Source organism: Lentzea tibetensis (assembly GCF_007845675.1).
In the GTDB taxonomy this organism is placed as follows: Bacteria; Actinomycetota; Actinomycetes; order Mycobacteriales; family Pseudonocardiaceae; genus Lentzea; species Lentzea tibetensis.
The window spans coordinates 1-15,671 of the sequence record NZ_VOBR01000050.1; the positions used below are offsets into that span (position 1 = coordinate 1).

The 15,671-nt window shown below is 66.5% G+C and carries 15 protein-coding genes; 1 reads left to right on the plus strand and 14 read right to left on the minus strand.

What is annotated here, in order from left to right; all coding sequences use genetic code 11:
• Positions 1-569: 569 nt before the first annotated feature.
• From FKR81_RS41010 to FKR81_RS41065, 14 genes are all read right to left on the minus strand, one after another.
• Positions 570-2,384: an APC family permease gene (locus FKR81_RS41010; RefSeq protein ID WP_235922212.1), complete on the minus strand. Its 1,815-nt coding sequence runs from the start codon at positions 2,382-2,384 to the stop codon at positions 570-572.
• A gap of 1,095 nt (positions 2,385-3,479) precedes the next feature.
• A complete protein-coding gene (locus FKR81_RS44140) occupies positions 3,480-3,617 on the minus strand; it encodes a hypothetical protein (protein ID WP_186763475.1) in 138 nt (45 codons plus the stop codon).
• A gap of 249 nt (positions 3,618-3,866) precedes the next feature.
• Positions 3,867-5,018 carry a hypothetical protein gene (locus tag FKR81_RS41015; protein WP_146360690.1) on the minus strand — a complete coding sequence of 384 codons (1,152 nt, stop codon included), beginning with the start codon at positions 5,016-5,018 and terminating at the stop codon, positions 3,867-3,869.
• A gap of 28 nt (positions 5,019-5,046) precedes the next feature.
• Entirely contained in the window at positions 5,047-6,339 is a 1,293-nt protein-coding gene (locus FKR81_RS41020; protein WP_146360692.1) for a hypothetical protein, read from the minus strand.
• Entirely contained in the window at positions 6,339-6,701 is a 363-nt protein-coding gene (locus tag FKR81_RS41025; protein ID WP_146360693.1) for a DUF4913 domain-containing protein, read from the minus strand. The genes FKR81_RS41020 and FKR81_RS41025 overlap by 1 nt, the downstream gene beginning before the upstream one ends.
• Positions 6,698-6,829 (minus strand): hypothetical protein, encoded by a 132-nt coding sequence (locus FKR81_RS45760; RefSeq protein WP_268891616.1) that lies wholly within the window; start codon positions 6,827-6,829, stop codon positions 6,698-6,700. The genes FKR81_RS41025 and FKR81_RS45760 overlap by 4 nt, the downstream gene beginning before the upstream one ends.
• Positions 6,822-8,585 (minus strand): type IV secretory system conjugative DNA transfer family protein, encoded by a 1,764-nt coding sequence (locus FKR81_RS41030; protein WP_146360695.1) that lies wholly within the window; start codon positions 8,583-8,585, stop codon positions 6,822-6,824. Before FKR81_RS41030 ends, FKR81_RS45760 begins: the two co-directional genes overlap by 8 nt.
• Positions 8,582-10,084: a hypothetical protein gene (locus FKR81_RS41035; RefSeq protein ID WP_222598579.1), complete on the minus strand. Its 1,503-nt coding sequence runs from the start codon at positions 10,082-10,084 to the stop codon at positions 8,582-8,584. Before FKR81_RS41035 ends, FKR81_RS41030 begins: the two co-directional genes overlap by 4 nt.
• 148 nt (positions 10,085-10,232) lie before the next feature.
• Entirely contained in the window at positions 10,233-11,732 is a 1,500-nt protein-coding gene (locus FKR81_RS41040) for an SCO6880 family protein (RefSeq protein ID WP_146360697.1), read from the minus strand.
• 27 nt (positions 11,733-11,759) lie between these two features.
• Positions 11,760-12,887, minus strand: coding sequence for a hypothetical protein (locus tag FKR81_RS41045; RefSeq protein ID WP_146360699.1), 1,128 nt, complete (start codon positions 12,885-12,887; stop codon positions 11,760-11,762).
• Position 12,888: 1 nt separating this feature from the next.
• The gene (locus FKR81_RS41050; RefSeq protein WP_146360701.1) at positions 12,889-13,608 is read right to left on the minus strand and encodes a hypothetical protein; all 720 of its coding nucleotides are present in this window, start codon (positions 13,606-13,608) and stop codon (positions 12,889-12,891) included.
• Between the two features lie 10 nt (positions 13,609-13,618).
• The gene (locus tag FKR81_RS41055; RefSeq protein WP_146360703.1) at positions 13,619-13,906 is read right to left on the minus strand and encodes a hypothetical protein; all 288 of its coding nucleotides are present in this window, start codon (positions 13,904-13,906) and stop codon (positions 13,619-13,621) included.
• A 31-nt stretch (positions 13,907-13,937) separates the two neighbouring features.
• Positions 13,938-14,186 carry a hypothetical protein gene (locus FKR81_RS41060; RefSeq protein WP_146360705.1) on the minus strand — a complete coding sequence of 83 codons (249 nt, stop codon included), beginning with the start codon at positions 14,184-14,186 and terminating at the stop codon, positions 13,938-13,940.
• Entirely contained in the window at positions 14,183-14,719 is a 537-nt protein-coding gene (locus tag FKR81_RS41065; RefSeq protein ID WP_146360707.1) for a DUF6668 family protein, read from the minus strand. Before FKR81_RS41065 ends, FKR81_RS41060 begins: the two co-directional genes overlap by 4 nt.
• A 63-nt stretch (positions 14,720-14,782) precedes the next feature.
• Here FKR81_RS41065 and FKR81_RS41070 point away from each other — a divergent pair, with 63 nt between their 5' ends.
• Positions 14,783-15,604 (plus strand): lysozyme family protein, encoded by an 822-nt coding sequence (locus tag FKR81_RS41070; RefSeq protein WP_146360709.1) that lies wholly within the window; start codon positions 14,783-14,785, stop codon positions 15,602-15,604.
• Positions 15,605-15,671: the final 67 nt, after the last annotated feature.

A 15,671-nucleotide genomic window follows, 5' to 3' on the forward strand; every position in this document is an offset into this window, starting at 1 on the left:
CGCAACGGCGAGCCGTCCGCCGACATGAGCGCCGGGTTCGACGTCTCCACCACGACCTGCCGGCGCCAGACCAACGAAGCCGCCGAGCAACTGACCAGCAGGCCCCGAAACCGCCAGAGACACCACGCAAAGCGAAACGGCACGGCCAAGGCCCACGCGGTGATCGACGGCACGCCGATCCCCCTCGACCAGACCACCGCCGACCACCCCTCCTACCCCGGCACACACAAGACGCACAAGACGAACCCGCAGGTGATCACATCCCCCGACAGGACGACCCCGCAGGTGCCCGGAGACCTGCCCGGCAGCACCCACGACACCGCGACACCCCGCCGACCGCGCCCACACCCACCCGCACGGACCCGGCGAACACGCCAACGCCCAACCCAAGACCTGACACATCCCGCACAACCTCCGCCGCTCTCCCCCACCCCAACCGGCCGGCCGGCCAAAGCCACCCACATCCCACAGAACCACCAGATCACCACAAGACAAAAACGGCTCACTGATCGAATTGCGGCACAACATATCGATAGCCCCGTTCGAGAACCCAACGTGCACCGTTCGGCTCAACCAGCATGGACTCGAGGACGGTGAGCGGGATCCTTCTCCGCCGAACGAATGATCTCGCGCACAACCGGCGGGATGTCGCCGCGGCCAAGAACGAGGTACCGGAACAGGTGTCCAAGAGGGTTGCCCTCGGACCACGCGAAGTGGGTGTGCGGGATCACTCCGGTCGCATCGCGCAAGGCCAACAGGATCGCGGCGATCGCGTTGGGTGCGGCAGGTGCGTCGGCGCGGAGGATCCGATGGCCGTCGACTTCGGCCCCCTGCACGTACAACACGTTGCTGAACTCCGACGGATCGGCAACCTCGATCTCCAGGAACAACACGTCCGCAGTGAGGGGCACCGGGTTGTTCTCCCGCTGCTCGACCTCCTTGGCGTCGTACTCGGCCTTGTCGCCTGCCCGCCTGTGGTGGGCGATGATCGTCAACGCTCCATCGTGGGCGATGGAGTCCGTGATGAAACGTCGAGCCGTGTGGTCGAACTCGATCGCGTGCACACGTAGCTCGGTGCTGCGCGAAACGCGCGAGATGAACGAGATTGCCATGATGCCGGTGACGAATGCCGCTGCGATCGCGATTCCGTCCGGCTTCTTGATCACGTTCTCCGCCAGTGCATAGAACAGAACCACGGTGAGCACCGTGAACCCGACGATCGACCGCTTCTGTCTCTTGGACCACGCCGACACCGCTACCGCGAACGAGCCGGACGCCATCATCGCCAGGATCCCGGTCGCGTACGCGCCGGCCTGCGCGTTGACGTCCGCGTTGAAGATGATGGTGACCAGGATGCAGATCACGGTGTAGACGATCACGAGCGGCCGCTCCGCACGAGCCCACTCCGGCGCCATGCCGTAGGACGGCAGGTAGCGCGGCAAGATGTTGATCAAACCTGCCAACGCGGACGCGCCCGCGAACCACAGGATCGCGATGCTGCTGATGTCGTAGGCAGTGCCGAACGCATTGCCGAGCAGTTCATGCGCGAGATACGCCAGTGCACGCCCGTTCGCGGAACCCCCCGGCGCGATCTCGTCCCGCGGCACGAGAACCGCGGTGACGAAGCTCGTGGCGAGCAAATAGCAAGACATGATCACCGCTGCCGCCGTCAGCAGCTTGCGGGTGTTGTGCACGCGGTTCCGCGTCCGTTCCTCGGGCGTGTCACCGGACGCGGCGACGAGCGGCATCATGCTGACGCCGGTCTCGAAACCGGAGAGGCCGAGAATCAGCAACGGGAACGCCAGGATCGCCGCTCCGATTGCCCCGGTGACGCCGCCGCTGCCAGCCGTGAGCAGGCCGGTCCAACTCTGGACCAGCTGCGGCTCGGTGAACATCTTCGCGACGCCCACGACCGTCACCACGGCGTTCAGCGCGAGGAAGACGCCGACCATGGGAATGGCCAGGCTCACGGCCTCGTTCATGCCCTTCAGGAAGACGCCGCCGAGGATCAGCAGCAGCACGATCGTGAGAACGGGCTGGGCGCCGTGCAGGGCCCCAGGCACATACGGGTTCTCCACGACGTGCACCGCAGCGTCCGCGGCGGACAGCGTGATCGTGATGACGAAGTCGGTCGCCACAAAGCCCAGCAGGACCAACACGAAGATCTTGCCCTTCCAGCGGGAGAGCAGCTTGGCCAGCATCGCCACCGAGCCCTGGCCGTGCGGGCTTTCCTTGGCCACACGGCGGTACATCGGCAGCATGCCCAGCAGGGTCAGGGCCACGATGAGCAATGTGGTGAGCGGCGAGAACGCGCCCGCCGCGAGCAGCCCGATACCGGGCAGGTACGACAAGGTGGAGAAGTAGTCGACGCCGGTCAGGCACATGACCTTCCACCAGGCCTGTGGTTTCGCGTGCGACTGGGAGATCTCCCGGCCCGGTCGCTGGCCCCGGCCTGCCAGCATCCAGCTGGCCAGCCGGCTGGACGGTGTGTACGTCCGTTCGGGGCTCGCCACGCGTGCCGGCACCGGATACTCCGGCGTGACAACAACCAGCGAAACCCCAGAGCCTCCGACCACACGGTCAAGAGTCGGTGTGAGCGCCGAATGTCCGGATTGCTCAAGAGAGTCGTTGCTTTGTGACATCTGTCCTCCAGCACTACGTGACATGCGCGGAGAGCGCTTATTGCAAACACGTGACATGAAAGGCATGCAGTTCTGACCGATTCGCAGTGCCGCTGGGAACGAGTGGCTGTGCACGACTGCAAGCCACTGGTGGGCACGACGAACTCCGCCGGATTCAGATCGGCGTTTCTGCTTCGCCACACGAAGCCCTTGACGACCAACGACCACAGCACCGCGTTGGACCGTTTCGCGGCACCGGCCATGTCGTGCGGAGGACTGCCCAGGACGAAGCTGTGCAACGAAAGTGCCCGAGAGGTTTAGAGGCGCTGAAGGGAGTCGCCTCTACGCCAACGGGGGCGGAACGCCGGAAGGCTGTCGAGAGGGCGGGGTCACGGCTCGGTTGGGCAGGTGTTCGGGCAGCTGACGTCAGCGGTGTCGTCGCCCGTCATAGTGCCCACTTCATCAGTACGAAACCCACGAAAATTCCGATTGCGAAGCTCATGCTGGTGACCTTGAACAGAAGGCCAGGACCGGAACGCATCTGCATCTGGGGACTCCCTATCGATACCGCAACAACGACTACGGACACGCTTCATGACCCGACACTGCCTACACGAGGTCGACGGTCGGCAGGGTTCACCAAGAAAACGGGAACCCCGGTGCACATGTCGCGTGTGGGACGCTCCAGCACCTCCGTCCCTTGTAGACCAACGTGCTCCTGTGGATCACAGTCCCGCAGCCCGCAGCCCGCGTATCGTCGAGTCGCGAACTCCGCGGCTGTCCGTATCCGGTGTTGTGAACGTGAAGAGACTGAGCAAGTCCACTGCGGTGCCTCAGCGGCCCTCCGCCTGGTGTTGATCACGCGGCCCATGTCCCGTGCCTGTTCGGGGAAATCCGCTGGATCGTGTCCCTCAATGCCTGCGCCATCTGCTCCTTGGTGTAGCCACCCTGGAACAGCGCATCGGAGTTGTCCAGCACGACAGGCGGGACCGTCACCAGTCGAACTGGACCAGGCGATCCTGCAGGCGGCGGTGCCAGAACCACTTCCCCACCGCCGAGCCCGCAGGCGGCCTCTACAACATCTGGGCGCTACGACGAACTCGAAGCACAGCTCATGGCTGACAGTGCATCAGAAAAGGTTGCCAACGCTGACGTTCGCGCGTACAAGCAAACGGCATCAGCGGCTCTGTTTGGGAAGGCGGCATGACACGTTCACGGCGCCGCTCAGTGGCCCAGCGGCATGCGCTAGAGGCCGCGGGGCATCAGCTGCTGCTGCTGCGGCGGCTGAGGAACTTGACCCGCCTTGATAAGGGGCAGGAACGGGTTGTCGGCGCTGTACTGCCGCCCCTCCGACGTGTTCATCTCAGTTGAGCGCACTGAAGCGGCCTGGGCGATGCGGGCAGTGGCATCGGAATGCTCGATGTTGTCGGCCTTAGTGGAACGTTGTGATTCGTCGAGGTTGAGGATCGGGTCCTTGCGGACGCCGGCCGCAGACGGGATGTCGCGCGCGGTCGGATCGAGCCTGTGCTCTTCGAGGAGCAGCTGTGACGCCGGGAAGTTGTACTCGTTCCAGAGGGCGCTGAGTGCCTTGTCGTTCTTGATGAACTCGTTCACCGCCTGCGCCACGTACTGCTGCTCGATCGGGTCCAGCACGTCCAGCTGGTCGGACACCGCCAGCGGTGCATTCGGACTCGAGGCCGGCATGACTGGGGCGGATCTGGTCCAACTCCGCGGTCCGAAGCTCTCAGGAGCCGGACTGTCAGCCGACAGGGAGTACGGCGGCGGGGCATCTGGCGGTGAGATTTCGGACGGTGAGGGTTCGAACCGTGGGGAGTACGGCGGCGGAGCGGCTGCGGACGGCGAGTACGCGGGTGGAGAAGACACCGGGGCGGCCTGCGCCTGCTGTTGCCCTCCACGGCCCAGCAGCGAGTTCACGGCCGCCTTCACGCCCTCGATGAAGTTGCGAATCAACTTCGCGAGGGAGTTCTCCTTCTGTTGCTGCACCTGCTGCGACTGCTGCTGCACCTGCTGCGAGCCAGGCGGTCGCGCCTCGAGCTGATCCCGGAGCTCCGTGACCGGCTCCTGGGACGCGCCGCGCGTCACCAGGTTCTCGTAGCCGCCAGTGTTGAGAATGTCCTCGCGGATAACGTCCTTCGCGAGCTGATCCAGCTCCCTTTGCCGTTGCTCCTGCAGATCAGAGTGTTGCGGCACCTGCTGCGCGGCGATCGATGGGCCCTCGAGCTGACGCTCAAGCTCCATAATGGCCTCGCGGGGCGCGCTGCGCCCGTGCAGGTTCTGGTAGCCGCCAGTGTTGAGAATGTCCTCGCGGACAAGGTCCCTCGCGAGCTGATTCAGTGTCGCTCGCCGCTCATCCGTCATCGGATTCGGGGCTGTCATGGGGTTCCTCCTGGTTCACGGGGATAGGTCAAACCGACGCGTGCTCGGCCGGTGCGGACGCGTGCTTGCCCTGTGTGTCGGCCGGGGTGATGGTCAGCCGCAGCGGTGCATCTCGAACCTCACCGAGCACCACAAGCACGACGAGTGCCTCGTCACGGGAACCGAGGAACTCCGCCTCACGCGCTTCCACGGGTGTTCCCGGCGCCCAGACGACCAGGTGGGGTTCGTCGCCGAGCTGGTCGGGCTCCAGGTCGGCGATGCCGTCGACGCGCGAGATCCGGTCCGATACGTCGAGGTACGGAACGGTCGCCCCCACCAGCGTCACGTCGAGGTCGAACTCCTGTGCCATCAGCTCGGCCAGCTGGTCAACGCTCTCGGCGTCGCCGTCCACGGCGATGACACCAGGCACCTGGACCGGGTCCAAGCAAAGGATCCCGTTCTCGTTCTCTCCCAGGCAAAATCCGTCGAACGTGCCGTACTGGACGGTAGTGGCGGCGCGCGCCGCCACCCTCACATCGATCGACGCACCGCCCACCGAGACCCGGTACTCGGCGTCCTCTCCCTTTACCTCTTCCTCATGGTCTCCCCCGCCGTCGAACACCGGCTCAGGCGCCCGCAATGGCTCGTTGACCGGTTCCGGATAGGTCGCGACGTACACGTCGGACGGGTTATCCTCCTGCTCGCGCCGCCTCATCAGCAGCACCCACCCGCCGCGGCCCAGCGCCGCGACCAACACCGTGCCGACGCCGAACACCAGCTCGGCCGGCAGGTCCAGCGCGTCGTCAGAATCAGACGGATCTGATGCCGCACCGGGTTGCGGCAGGGTGAGGTCCTCCTTCCGCGTCGGCTCCGCCGGACGAGTCTTCTTCGGGGCCGGCTCCACGGCAGTGGGTTGCTCGGGCGCACTCGTCCGTGCAGGCGGAGCAGTAGGAGGCACTGGCCGCTGCGTGGGCGGCGGGCGGCGGTTGGTCGGCGCGGGCAGGACCGTCGACAGCAGGCCGAACCCGACGCCCGGTCCGGCAGCTTCCGGCGGCAGTCGCAACACCCAACCGACCTTCAGCTTCAGCGCCGGGTTCACCTTCTGGCCGTCGGTCTGGACCAGGTCCGCGCTGAGTTTCGCGATCTCGGTTCCGCGGCTCGCATCGCCGAGGACCTTCCGCGCGACCTCGGCCAATGACTCAATCTGCGGCCCTGGCACGATGTAGTACTTCACCGGCAGTTCGGTCTGGGCCGCGGTCTGGGCCGCGGCCGCACCCGCGCCGAGCAGGAAGGCGACGACGGCCGCGAGCAGCGCCAGCAGCCGCCGGACATGGTTGTTCATCACGATCCCCTCTCGTCGACCTGCGGCGGTTCCTTGGGCCGGTGGCCTCCGGGCTTGCACCCCGCGAACGGGCCCGCGGGGTCACGCAGCGCGGCCATCACGTGGGCGAGGTGATCGCGGTGCCACAGGGCGGGTCCGGTCATCCCGGTGGCCGGATCGGTCAGCTCCTGCCAGGCCATCCACAGGCCGTAGAGCTGGGCCACCGCCTCGGCGTGCTCCCACCAGCGGGGGCACCACGGTGCATTGGACGTGGTCTCCCTTGCGTACACCGGCAGGAGCAGACCGTTGACCCACACGGTGAGGTTCTTCAGCGCCTGCTGCTGTTCCTCTCCCTCCAAGTAGAGGATGAACTGCGCGCTCATGCCGCTTTGCTCCGTCCACTCTCGACCGACCAGCCGGAGTCTTCCTCTTCTTCCGCAGTCAGCTCTGGTGTGGTGAAGATCGTGCCGTTGGCGTAGCCGAAGGCGTCCTTCGTATCGGGCTCAGCCATCGCTGTTCCTTCCTGTCGAGAGAGCCAGCGCGGCCGCGCGCTGCGTGATGGCGTCCGCTTCCTGTTTCGCCGCCGCCGAGATCGGGCCCGCGTTCGGCTCCTTGTACCAGGGGCGCAGCTTGATCAGCGCGGGACGGACACCGGTGGCGAGCAACAACGCCGTGCCCTTGGGCAACGCGCGGATCTTGTCCGCGGGCAGGGCCTGTTCCTGACGGTCGGAGTAGGTGCGAGAGCTGCCGTCCTTGCTGCGGGACACGCTGACCGTGCGGACGTCGTGCTGGCCGACCAGCCGGGCGATCTTGTCCACGAAGTCGGCGTCGTCGAGACCGGCTCCCAGGAGCTTGATGGTGGCCGCGCTCCACAGCGCGTCCATGCCCGCCTCACCCCACACCCTGCTGCCCTGGCGGTAGCTCTGCAGCAACGTGACGACGTTGATGCCGCGTGAACCGAAGTGGCTGTACAGGTCGGGCAGGTCGGAGATGCGGCAGACGTTGGCGGCCTCGTCCAGCACTGCGGTCATGGGCGGGTCGAGGCGTCCGCCCATCCGCTCGGCGGCGATCACGCCCGCGCGCATCGTCGCGTCCGCGATGCCCGCGACGACGCCGGCGGCCGAACCGCCGCCGTCCTTGGACAACAGGTACAGGGTGTCCTTGCCCAGCACGTGCTCGCTGGGGATGAACTGCGGGCGATCGAGATCCGGCAGCACCCACGCGGAGATCCGCGGGTCCAGCAGGCAGGACGCCGACTGGCGGGCGGTCTCGTAGATGCCGTCACGGGTCTCCACGGCGCCGCGGATCGTGCCCTGCAACTGGCCCGCCAGCGCGGGCATGTCCGCCTCCCGCAACAGGTCCACAGGCGTGCGGTCAGCCGGGTCGGCCAGCCAGGCGAGGACGTCCAGAACCGATGCACCACCCTTGGCTGCCGCGTGGAACAAGGCCGTAAGGGTGTTCTGTGCCGCCGAGATCCAGAAGTCCTGTTTGGACGCATCGTCGTTGATCGACGCCATGAAGTGGCCGGCGAGCCGGCGCGCACCTTCGATGGTCTGACATTCTGCGAGCATGTCCCACCACATCTCGCGCGGCGCGTGCACGATGCCCTGTGGATCGAACGTCCACACGCGACCAACCTTGGCCCGTTCCGCCCGCGTCACGGCGTACACGTCATTCTTGTTCGAGGTCAGCAGCACACAGCCACGTGCCCTCAGCACCCGCGGGATCGCGATGCCGGTCGACTTGCCCGCGCGGGGAGCCATCAGGTCGAGCTCCACGTCCTCGAACGACGACCGCAGCTCAGGTCCGCTGGGATCGAGATCGCCGAGCAGGTTGCCGGTCTCGTCCGGGTCCAGCGTCTTCTGCCCCTTGAGTGACGGCCGCAGGGAGCGGGCGCGATCGGTAATACCCTTGGGGCACAGTGCCTCCAGCTCCTTGCGTCCCGCCAGCGCCTTGGGCTTCGAGGTCATCCGGATCACCGCTCGCACGAGGAACACAGCACCAACGACGGTGTTGGCGAGCACGACGGCGATGCCGATGAACACGGCGATCGGCGACGTCGTCGGCCACACAGCCCCCGGCCCTTCAGCCAGAAGTGCGCGGAATGTCGAACCTGCGAACGGCGGTGGCGCCCAGCCGTCACCGGCCATTGCGGCGCCGAGCGTTCCGCCGAGCCATGTGACGGCACTCAGCACAAGCGCCGCCGCCGCGATACCGACGATCAGCCACGGACCGGCGTCGCCGAATAACCCTCTGCGGCTGCTCATGCCCACATCCCCTTCGTCCAGTTGTGTTCGGCGGGGCGTTCGGTCTCGCGCCACCGTGCGTTGGTGTTGTGGAGTTCAGCCTCGGCCCTGGTGATGGCAACCCTGATCGGGATACCAGGCCTGCCGCCGACCTTGATGAGGAAGTGCCCGCGACCTGGGGGCTCCTCACGTTCCCGCACCGAACCCCAGCCCGGCGGCGACGACCACGACGAGACAAGCTCGATTTCGCTCTCGGACAGACCGATCACCTTGCGGAGGTCCTCCATCTCCGCACGTGGAAGTCCCGCGCAGACCACCATTCCGGCGCGCTCTACAAACCCGCGCGCCTTGGCCCGATCGGAGTCGCTGCCGAGCGCCTCAGCGTCCTTGAGCGTGTGCGTGATCTTCGCGTCCCCCAGGCCGAGTGAGCGATTGAGCCGGGTGAGCGCATCAATGCGGTCGACGATGCCGGTCGCCGCGCGCAACGGACGCCACAACTCGTCCAGCACGGTGAAGAACCACCGCCGGGGCGCGCGGCCCGCGTCAGCCATGGCATGCGACGCGGCAACCGTGCCGAGACCATCCGACCATGCTGCCAGCATCGCCGCAGCGGTCAGCTGCGTGTCGGCCTCACCGATCCGGGAGATGTCGATGCACACCGCCGGCGCGTTCAGATCGATGCGAGTCGAGGTCTCGGAGGCGAACGTACTGCCCAGCGGCCCATCCAGAATGCCCAGCAACGACCGGTGCAACGGGTCGACCGCCTCCCGGTAGCGGGCATCGTCTCCGCGGTCCAGCGTGACCGCGCGGACCCGTTCAGGACCTTCGGCGATCACCCGCAACAGGTCGGGCAGCAGCGGTGGCCTGCCCTCCGCACGCAGCCGAACCTCGTGCAACGCAGCCGAGAGCACCGACTGCTCGTGATCGTCCATCGGACGACCACGCACGATCGTCACCAGCGCAGCGACCATGTTGAGCACCCGGCCGTGTGCCTCAGACTCCAGCGCCTTGCCCGCCTCACCGCCGATCACCTTGGCAGCCAGCCCCATCGCACCGGGATCGAGCACGTTGATGCCGCCGACACCGCGTCCAATCACGATCACCTGACCACCCAATGCCCGCACGGTGTCCGCGTAGTCCGGCTTCAGGTCGCCGAGCACCAGCGGCACGACACCGGTGGCGCACAAGCCAATCAACATTCGGTTGACCAAAGTGGACTTACCAAGACCGGGCATGCCGAGCATGAACAGGGATGGATTGGAGATGTAGCGGGCACGGGTGAACCAAGACAGCGGATCACCACACACCGTTGCTCCGGTGTACAGGTGCTGTCCCAGCGGCACACCCGTCATCGGCGCGCCCGAGCCCGCCGCGAACGGCCACAACCCGCACACCTGGACCGTCGTAGCCCGCCACATCGTCGGCGGGTCGAGATAGCCGATCTGCCCGCCACCCGCTCCCGGCCATCCCCGTGACGGCTCCGGTGCCTTCTTCTCCATGGGACGCTTCTCCTTGCTCACAACACCTCCCGATGCTGATCCGCACTCGTTTGCCCGGCAGCACCTTCTTGTGCGAGCTGGGAGTACAAAGACTCTTGTCGATCACCAGGCGGTAGCACTTGCAGACGAATCTCGGCGAACGAAGGGACGGTGGGGTGCTTCTTCTTGCTCACAGCGCCTCCTGCAGCTCATGTGGCAGCAGCGTGTACTCCCACGGCAGAACTCCAACCGGGAGCGTGCAACTGAACGCCGCCGCCTGCATGCGATCCGCCGGACGCAACGACAGTCGCGCCGCAGCCTCGAGATTGCGCACCAGCGCATTCGCGTCGGCCAGCTCCGAGTTCGCGTCCACGGTCACCGTGAGCATGAGCGAGAACTCCATCAGGCCAGCGCCCGCAGCCTCCTCCGCCGCAGTCTGCTCGGTCGCCCGCATCTCCGACGCGGCACGCGCCTGCACCATGCCCTTCTTGGACGTCGCCATGAACTGGGCCGCGCGGCGGTCGGCCTCGACGATCCGTGCCGAGGTCGCCGGGTCCATCGGCCGGTAGATCAACGCGACTCGCTTGCGCCGCGTGCCCGGCACAGGCTCCAACAGTCCACGCAACACGTTGGAACGCACGGTTCCCCTCGGCGCCAACGTCAAGAGCCACGTGCGGGACACACCCGAGTCGTGCTGATAGTTCTTCACGGTCTCCACGCACGCCGCAGGGCCGGCGTCGTCCCACTCGAGACCGCTGCCGCCGTGCACCGCGCGCAGCCCCAGCACATCTGCGGCCACCGCCGGGTCATACGCCACCCGCACGATCTCCGACACGTGCTCTGCCGACAACGGCGCCGCCGAGCCTCCACCCGCGCCGACCAGGCCGGCCACCAGGCCGGGGATGCGGACCGCCAAGTTCGCGATGACCTCGTCGAGGTCCCGCTTGCGCTTGGTGACGATGCGATAGGTGAGCGCGATGTAGGTGTGCATTTCCGATGACGTGGCCGGGTAGTTCTCCACCACCTCCTCCACCACCGCGCGGGCCAATGACGGTGCATCCTTCTTCACGCGCGGCAGCACCTCGGTGGAGAGCCGGGTGCCCGGATCCGGCGCGGTCTCCACGATCACGGTGGCACCGCGCAGGCCCGGCTCGTGCGACAACCTCGACAACCAGTCGCCCCAGGACGCCACCCACACGTCCATCTGGTCGGGGTCGACCAGCGAACCACCGTCCGGCTCACAGCCCAGGACGATCGTGTACAGGTTGCGGTCCTCGTGGTACAGAACCGCGAACGGGCGGTCGTAGGCATCCCTGCCTTCACTCATCTTCACCCGGCTCAGCAGACCAGGCGGGTGGAACCGACCACCCGGTCGCCGCGACAGCGGACCCGCTACGTACGTGGTCGAGCCCTTCCGCTTGCGACGCAGCCATCCGATGCGCACCGCGAACAACTGATACGGGTTGCGCCCGTCCTGCGTGCGCACCGTCAGCGGCACCAGGATCAACATCATTGGAACCAGTGTGATCAGCGCAGCCTGCAACGAGATCAATGACATCAACAGCACCAGCACGAACCCGCCGAACAGGCCGACCGTGCCGATGAGACCGAACGGCCCGAGGCCGGCGCGACGCGGGCGCCGCCAGTTGCCGTACGTGGGCCGGGGAACGGCATCGGTCACGACGGACATCTCTGAACCTCCTTTCAGGAAAAGGGACTAGCGGTTGTGGCCCGCGTCGCCATCGGCACCGTCCAAAGCGGACGTGGCCACGTTGACCGCGCCCTGCACCACCGCCACGGCGGCTCCAGCGGGGCCCGCGGCAGCCGCGGCACCGGACGCACCCGCGGCTCCGGCTCCACCTGCCTTGCCCGCCACACCGGCTCCGCCGCCGCCGCCCACGTTGCCGGACGCACCCGTCGGTCCCGCGCCACCGGCACCACCGGGCGAGGACCCGCCAGACCCGATGGACTTGGCGCCGGACGCGAGGCCGGACGCCATCGACATGGTCGCCTGGCCCGCCGCGTTGCTGCTGCCCAGCGCCGCCGTGGCGGGCACGACGAGCTTCAGCAGTGCGGGCAACGTCAGCGCCGAGAGCAGCAGGATCCCGATACCCGCGATCCGTCCTTGCAACGTGTTGTCAGCGTCGTTGGACAACAACTCCGAACCACCGAACAACACCAGCGCCACCGCAGGCTTGTACAACAGCCAAGCGATCAGCCAGCCGATATGCTTGCGCCACCAACTCGTGCCCCAGTCCGTCATCGAGGCGCTCGCCGCCAGCGGCAGCGTGCCCAGCAGCAGCACGACCACACCAAGTCGAACAAACATGATGATCACGTTGACCAAGGCCGAGATCAGCAGTAGGAACGCGAGGATCAGCAACAGGAACGGAGGGATGCCTTCGGAATCCGCGCTGCAGGCGAGATCGTTCAGCCGTGCCTCAGCACCCGCCTGGAAGAGGTTGTCGGCGAACCGGTCGGACAGTCCCGCCGCCGCGGTGGAGATCGCCGTCGCGCCGCCGGCGACGAGCACGACCCGCGCCACGCCCTTGAGCATGGTCACGCCGGGCTCACCGCGCCGTTCCATCGCCATCCGGATTGCCGCGACGAGCAGCGAGCCGACCGCGACGAACACCACGACCCCACGCGTCTGATCAGAGATCGCCTGGGCCGCACCACCTTCCGGCAACGTCGGCACCGTGTTGGTGACCGCCCCGAACGCCGCGATCGCGCCGCCGAGGATGGAGTTGGCCATCTCCTTGATGATGCCACCGACGGGGTTCTTCAAGAAGTCGAAGAACCCGACGACGGCATCGACCACCGGGTTGCCTGTCGGGCAGGCCACGTCACTTCCTCCACATGATGTGTTCGGCAGGGGTCGTCACGGAACGCAGGGGCTCGTACAGCGACCCATCGGCCCGCGGCGCGATCTTCCAGTCACCGTCCATCCATCGTGTTGACACTGTGGTGGCGACGAGACCTCCGCCCGGCTGCCGGATGAGCAACTCCACGGTTGCGGCATCGGCTGTGTACTCGGGCACGGTGAACCCCACGTAGCTGCCCGGCTTCCGACCCGCTAGATCGGTGCGCTCCACGGCGGACCTCGCCATTGTGAACGCCTTCCTGCCTGGGCCGGGAACGATGTGGTTCTCGACGACACCGCGCCAGTTGTCGCCGCTGAGGTGTGACAGGGTGCCGTGGGCCGCCATCACGGAGCCCATGGGCGAGCGGGCATAACACGACCATGACGGCCCATCGACCGTCATCGGTCCCGCAGACGCCGACGTCGGCACCATGGTCAGACCGACCTTCTGCCACTTGACGTCCTTTGGCGCAGCCGTCGGCATTGCCTCCGAGCTCTTCGTCTCGGGGCAGGCCTTCTGCCGCACTTGCTCCACGGACGACATTCGTGTCTTCTGCTCCTCAGGCTCGTCTTCCCCAGTGAAGGACAGCGCCGCGCCGAGCACGACGAACGCCATGAACGCGGCTGACACGAGCCATCCGCGTTGCTTCCAGTACGGCTGTGGCGACTGTTCGCGGCGCTGGCGCCGCAGCAGCATGTTCATCGTCGCCTGATCAGCCGAAGACGAAGGTCACGAGAGGGCCTGCGGTGGCGACCAGTACGGCACCGCCGAGCGTCATGCCGAGACGGCTCATGTGCTCGGAGCTTTCGCCGCGCTTGAGAGAGACCGCCATCATCGTGCCGGTGATCAGGACACCCGCGACACCCGCCGCGGTCCCGCCCCAGGCGGCGAGGGCCAGGACATCGTCGACCCTCTCGGTGAGCTCAGTTGGCGCGTTCGGCTGGGGATTCGGAATTCCGGGCTGCGCAAGGAACAAGTTGACTGCGCTGAAGAACTTCATGGAGATCTCCTGATCGGTCTCTTGTGGACGGTTAGATGTCGAGGACGCTGACGAGCGGCCCCGCGGTGGCTGCCATCACGCAAGCCAACCCGACGAACCCGATCTGTTTCATGTACATCCCGCCGGCGCCGGGCTGACCGCTGTAGTACTGGATCGCCAGGTAGATGCCGCACGTGATCAGGCCGAACACGCCGGCCGCCGTCGCCAGCCAGGCGAGCATGTTGAGCAGGGTCTGGGCTTCGGCGCCGGGATCGAAGGGTGCCTGTGCCAACACTGTCATCTGGATTCCCTCGTTCGTGATTGCAGGTCGCCGAGCAGCTCGGCGAGCTTGCGGATTTCTTTTGGCAGCTCGGCAGGTTCGGCGCCGAGCCGCCACTCGGGAACCCAGGGAATCCGGTAGATCCGGGCCGCCGAGGAGATCACACGGACTCGGTGCGACAGAGGGCGCGGCAGTCGGCCCGGTGCGTCTGCGACAAGTGCGACTGCTACCACGCGTGCCTGTTGACGAGGGTCGGTGACGATCGAGTTCAGCATCCTCGACACCGACTGCAGACCGCCCGCGTTCGTGCGACCCACCACCAGCACCTCACCGCTGATGGGCACCTCGCGGCCCAGCTCAGTCGCACTCAGCGCTTTCGCGAGCGTGGTGGCTCCGGCCCCGCCATGCGCACCGACGCAGACGACACCCTGTCGCCGTCGTAGCGGCGGATCGCGAGGAACTGCGTTGCGCCTGAGGTTTCCGGCACCGCGTTGCTGCGTAGTCGAGTCACGCACCCAGGTCTTAGCCCCGGAGGCCGCTGTCTGAACCGACATTGGTTAGCACTCCTTTCCACGCTCGGGAGTGGCGGAGTGAACTGCGCGGTTCACGGGAAGCGTGTGACCTACGAGCTCGTCCTGACCACTCGTGACCTACACGAGACGAGTGGATCAGAAGGTTCTCTTTTTCTCAGAAAGACTTTCGACACGGGAAAGGTGCTGCTCATGAGCGAAGACGGAGGTTCGGCGAAGAGTTACGCTGCCATCGCCGCAGTGGGGATCTTCGGCGGTGGAGTCCTGCTGGCGGTACCGCTGCTGGTACTGCTCGTAGTGCTGCTCGTCATCATCTTCGGCGGATTCGGCGTCCTCCTAGCACCGCTCATCGCGCTGCTGGGCGATGGCGGCGACACCGGGGACATCTCCGCGGACGAGATCTCCGCGGTCGTCCAGGGCGACGGGAAGGGTGAGTTCGACGTCACGTCGGTTGCGGTAGATCTCGTGGAGCCGATCCAGCGGGCAGGACAGCTCTGTCCCGAGATCGGCCCGGTGGTCATCGCGGCACAGCTCGAGCAGGCGTCCAACTTCGACAACGGCCTCATCGGACCTGCCGGTGAGCAGGGCATCGCACAACTGCCGCCTGCGGTGTTCACCCAGTTCGGTGAGGACGACGACGGCGACGGCGATATCTCGGCGCTGGACGACGAAGACGCGATCATGACGTTGGGCAGGTTCAACTGCTCGCTGGCGGGCCAGTTGAAGAACCTCGTCATCGACGGCGACGGCGACGCGGAACTGCTCAGCCTCACGTTGGCCGCGGTCAAGGCAGGCGTCGACCCCGTACGCGAGGCGGGCGCAGTGCCCTCCACTGCGGAGATCCAGTCCTATGTCAACGGAGTTCGGGCGCGGTTCCCGAAGTTCCAGGGTCTGGTGACGGAGAACTGACGAAAGCGGTCGTGGGGGCGGGGGGGGGACCGCGACGCCGCCCAAAAGGAAAGAGAGACACAAAACA

Excerpts from the sequence above, each read along its gene's own strand:
- FKR81_RS41010 (WP_235922212.1), bottom strand. The coding sequence starts at position 2,384 with ATGTGCCTGACCGGCGTCGACTACTTCTCCACCTTGTCGTACCTGCCC.
- FKR81_RS41015 (WP_146360690.1), bottom strand. The coding sequence starts at position 5,018 with ATGACAGCCCCGAATCCGATGACGGATGAGCGGCGAGCGACACTGAAT.
- FKR81_RS41020 (WP_146360692.1), bottom strand. The coding sequence starts at position 6,339 with ATGAACAACCATGTCCGGCGGCTGCTGGCGCTGCTCGCGGCCGTCGTC.
- FKR81_RS41025 (WP_146360693.1), bottom strand. The coding sequence starts at position 6,701 with ATGAGCGCGCAGTTCATCCTCTACTTGGAGGGAGAGGAACAGCAGCAG.
- FKR81_RS45760 (WP_268891616.1), bottom strand. The coding sequence starts at position 6,829 with ATGGCTGAGCCCGATACGAAGGACGCCTTCGGCTACGCCAACGGCACG.
- FKR81_RS41030 (WP_146360695.1), bottom strand. The coding sequence starts at position 8,585 with ATGAGCAGCCGCAGAGGGTTATTCGGCGACGCCGGTCCGTGGCTGATC.
- FKR81_RS41040 (WP_146360697.1), bottom strand. The coding sequence starts at position 11,732 with ATGTCCGTCGTGACCGATGCCGTTCCCCGGCCCACGTACGGCAACTGG.
- FKR81_RS41050 (WP_146360701.1), bottom strand. The coding sequence starts at position 13,608 with ATGAACATGCTGCTGCGGCGCCAGCGCCGCGAACAGTCGCCACAGCCG.
- FKR81_RS41055 (WP_146360703.1), bottom strand. The coding sequence starts at position 13,906 with ATGAAGTTCTTCAGCGCAGTCAACTTGTTCCTTGCGCAGCCCGGAATT.
- FKR81_RS41060 (WP_146360705.1), bottom strand. The coding sequence starts at position 14,186 with ATGACAGTGTTGGCACAGGCACCCTTCGATCCCGGCGCCGAAGCCCAG.
- FKR81_RS41065 (WP_146360707.1), bottom strand. The coding sequence starts at position 14,719 with ATGTCGGTTCAGACAGCGGCCTCCGGGGCTAAGACCTGGGTGCGTGAC.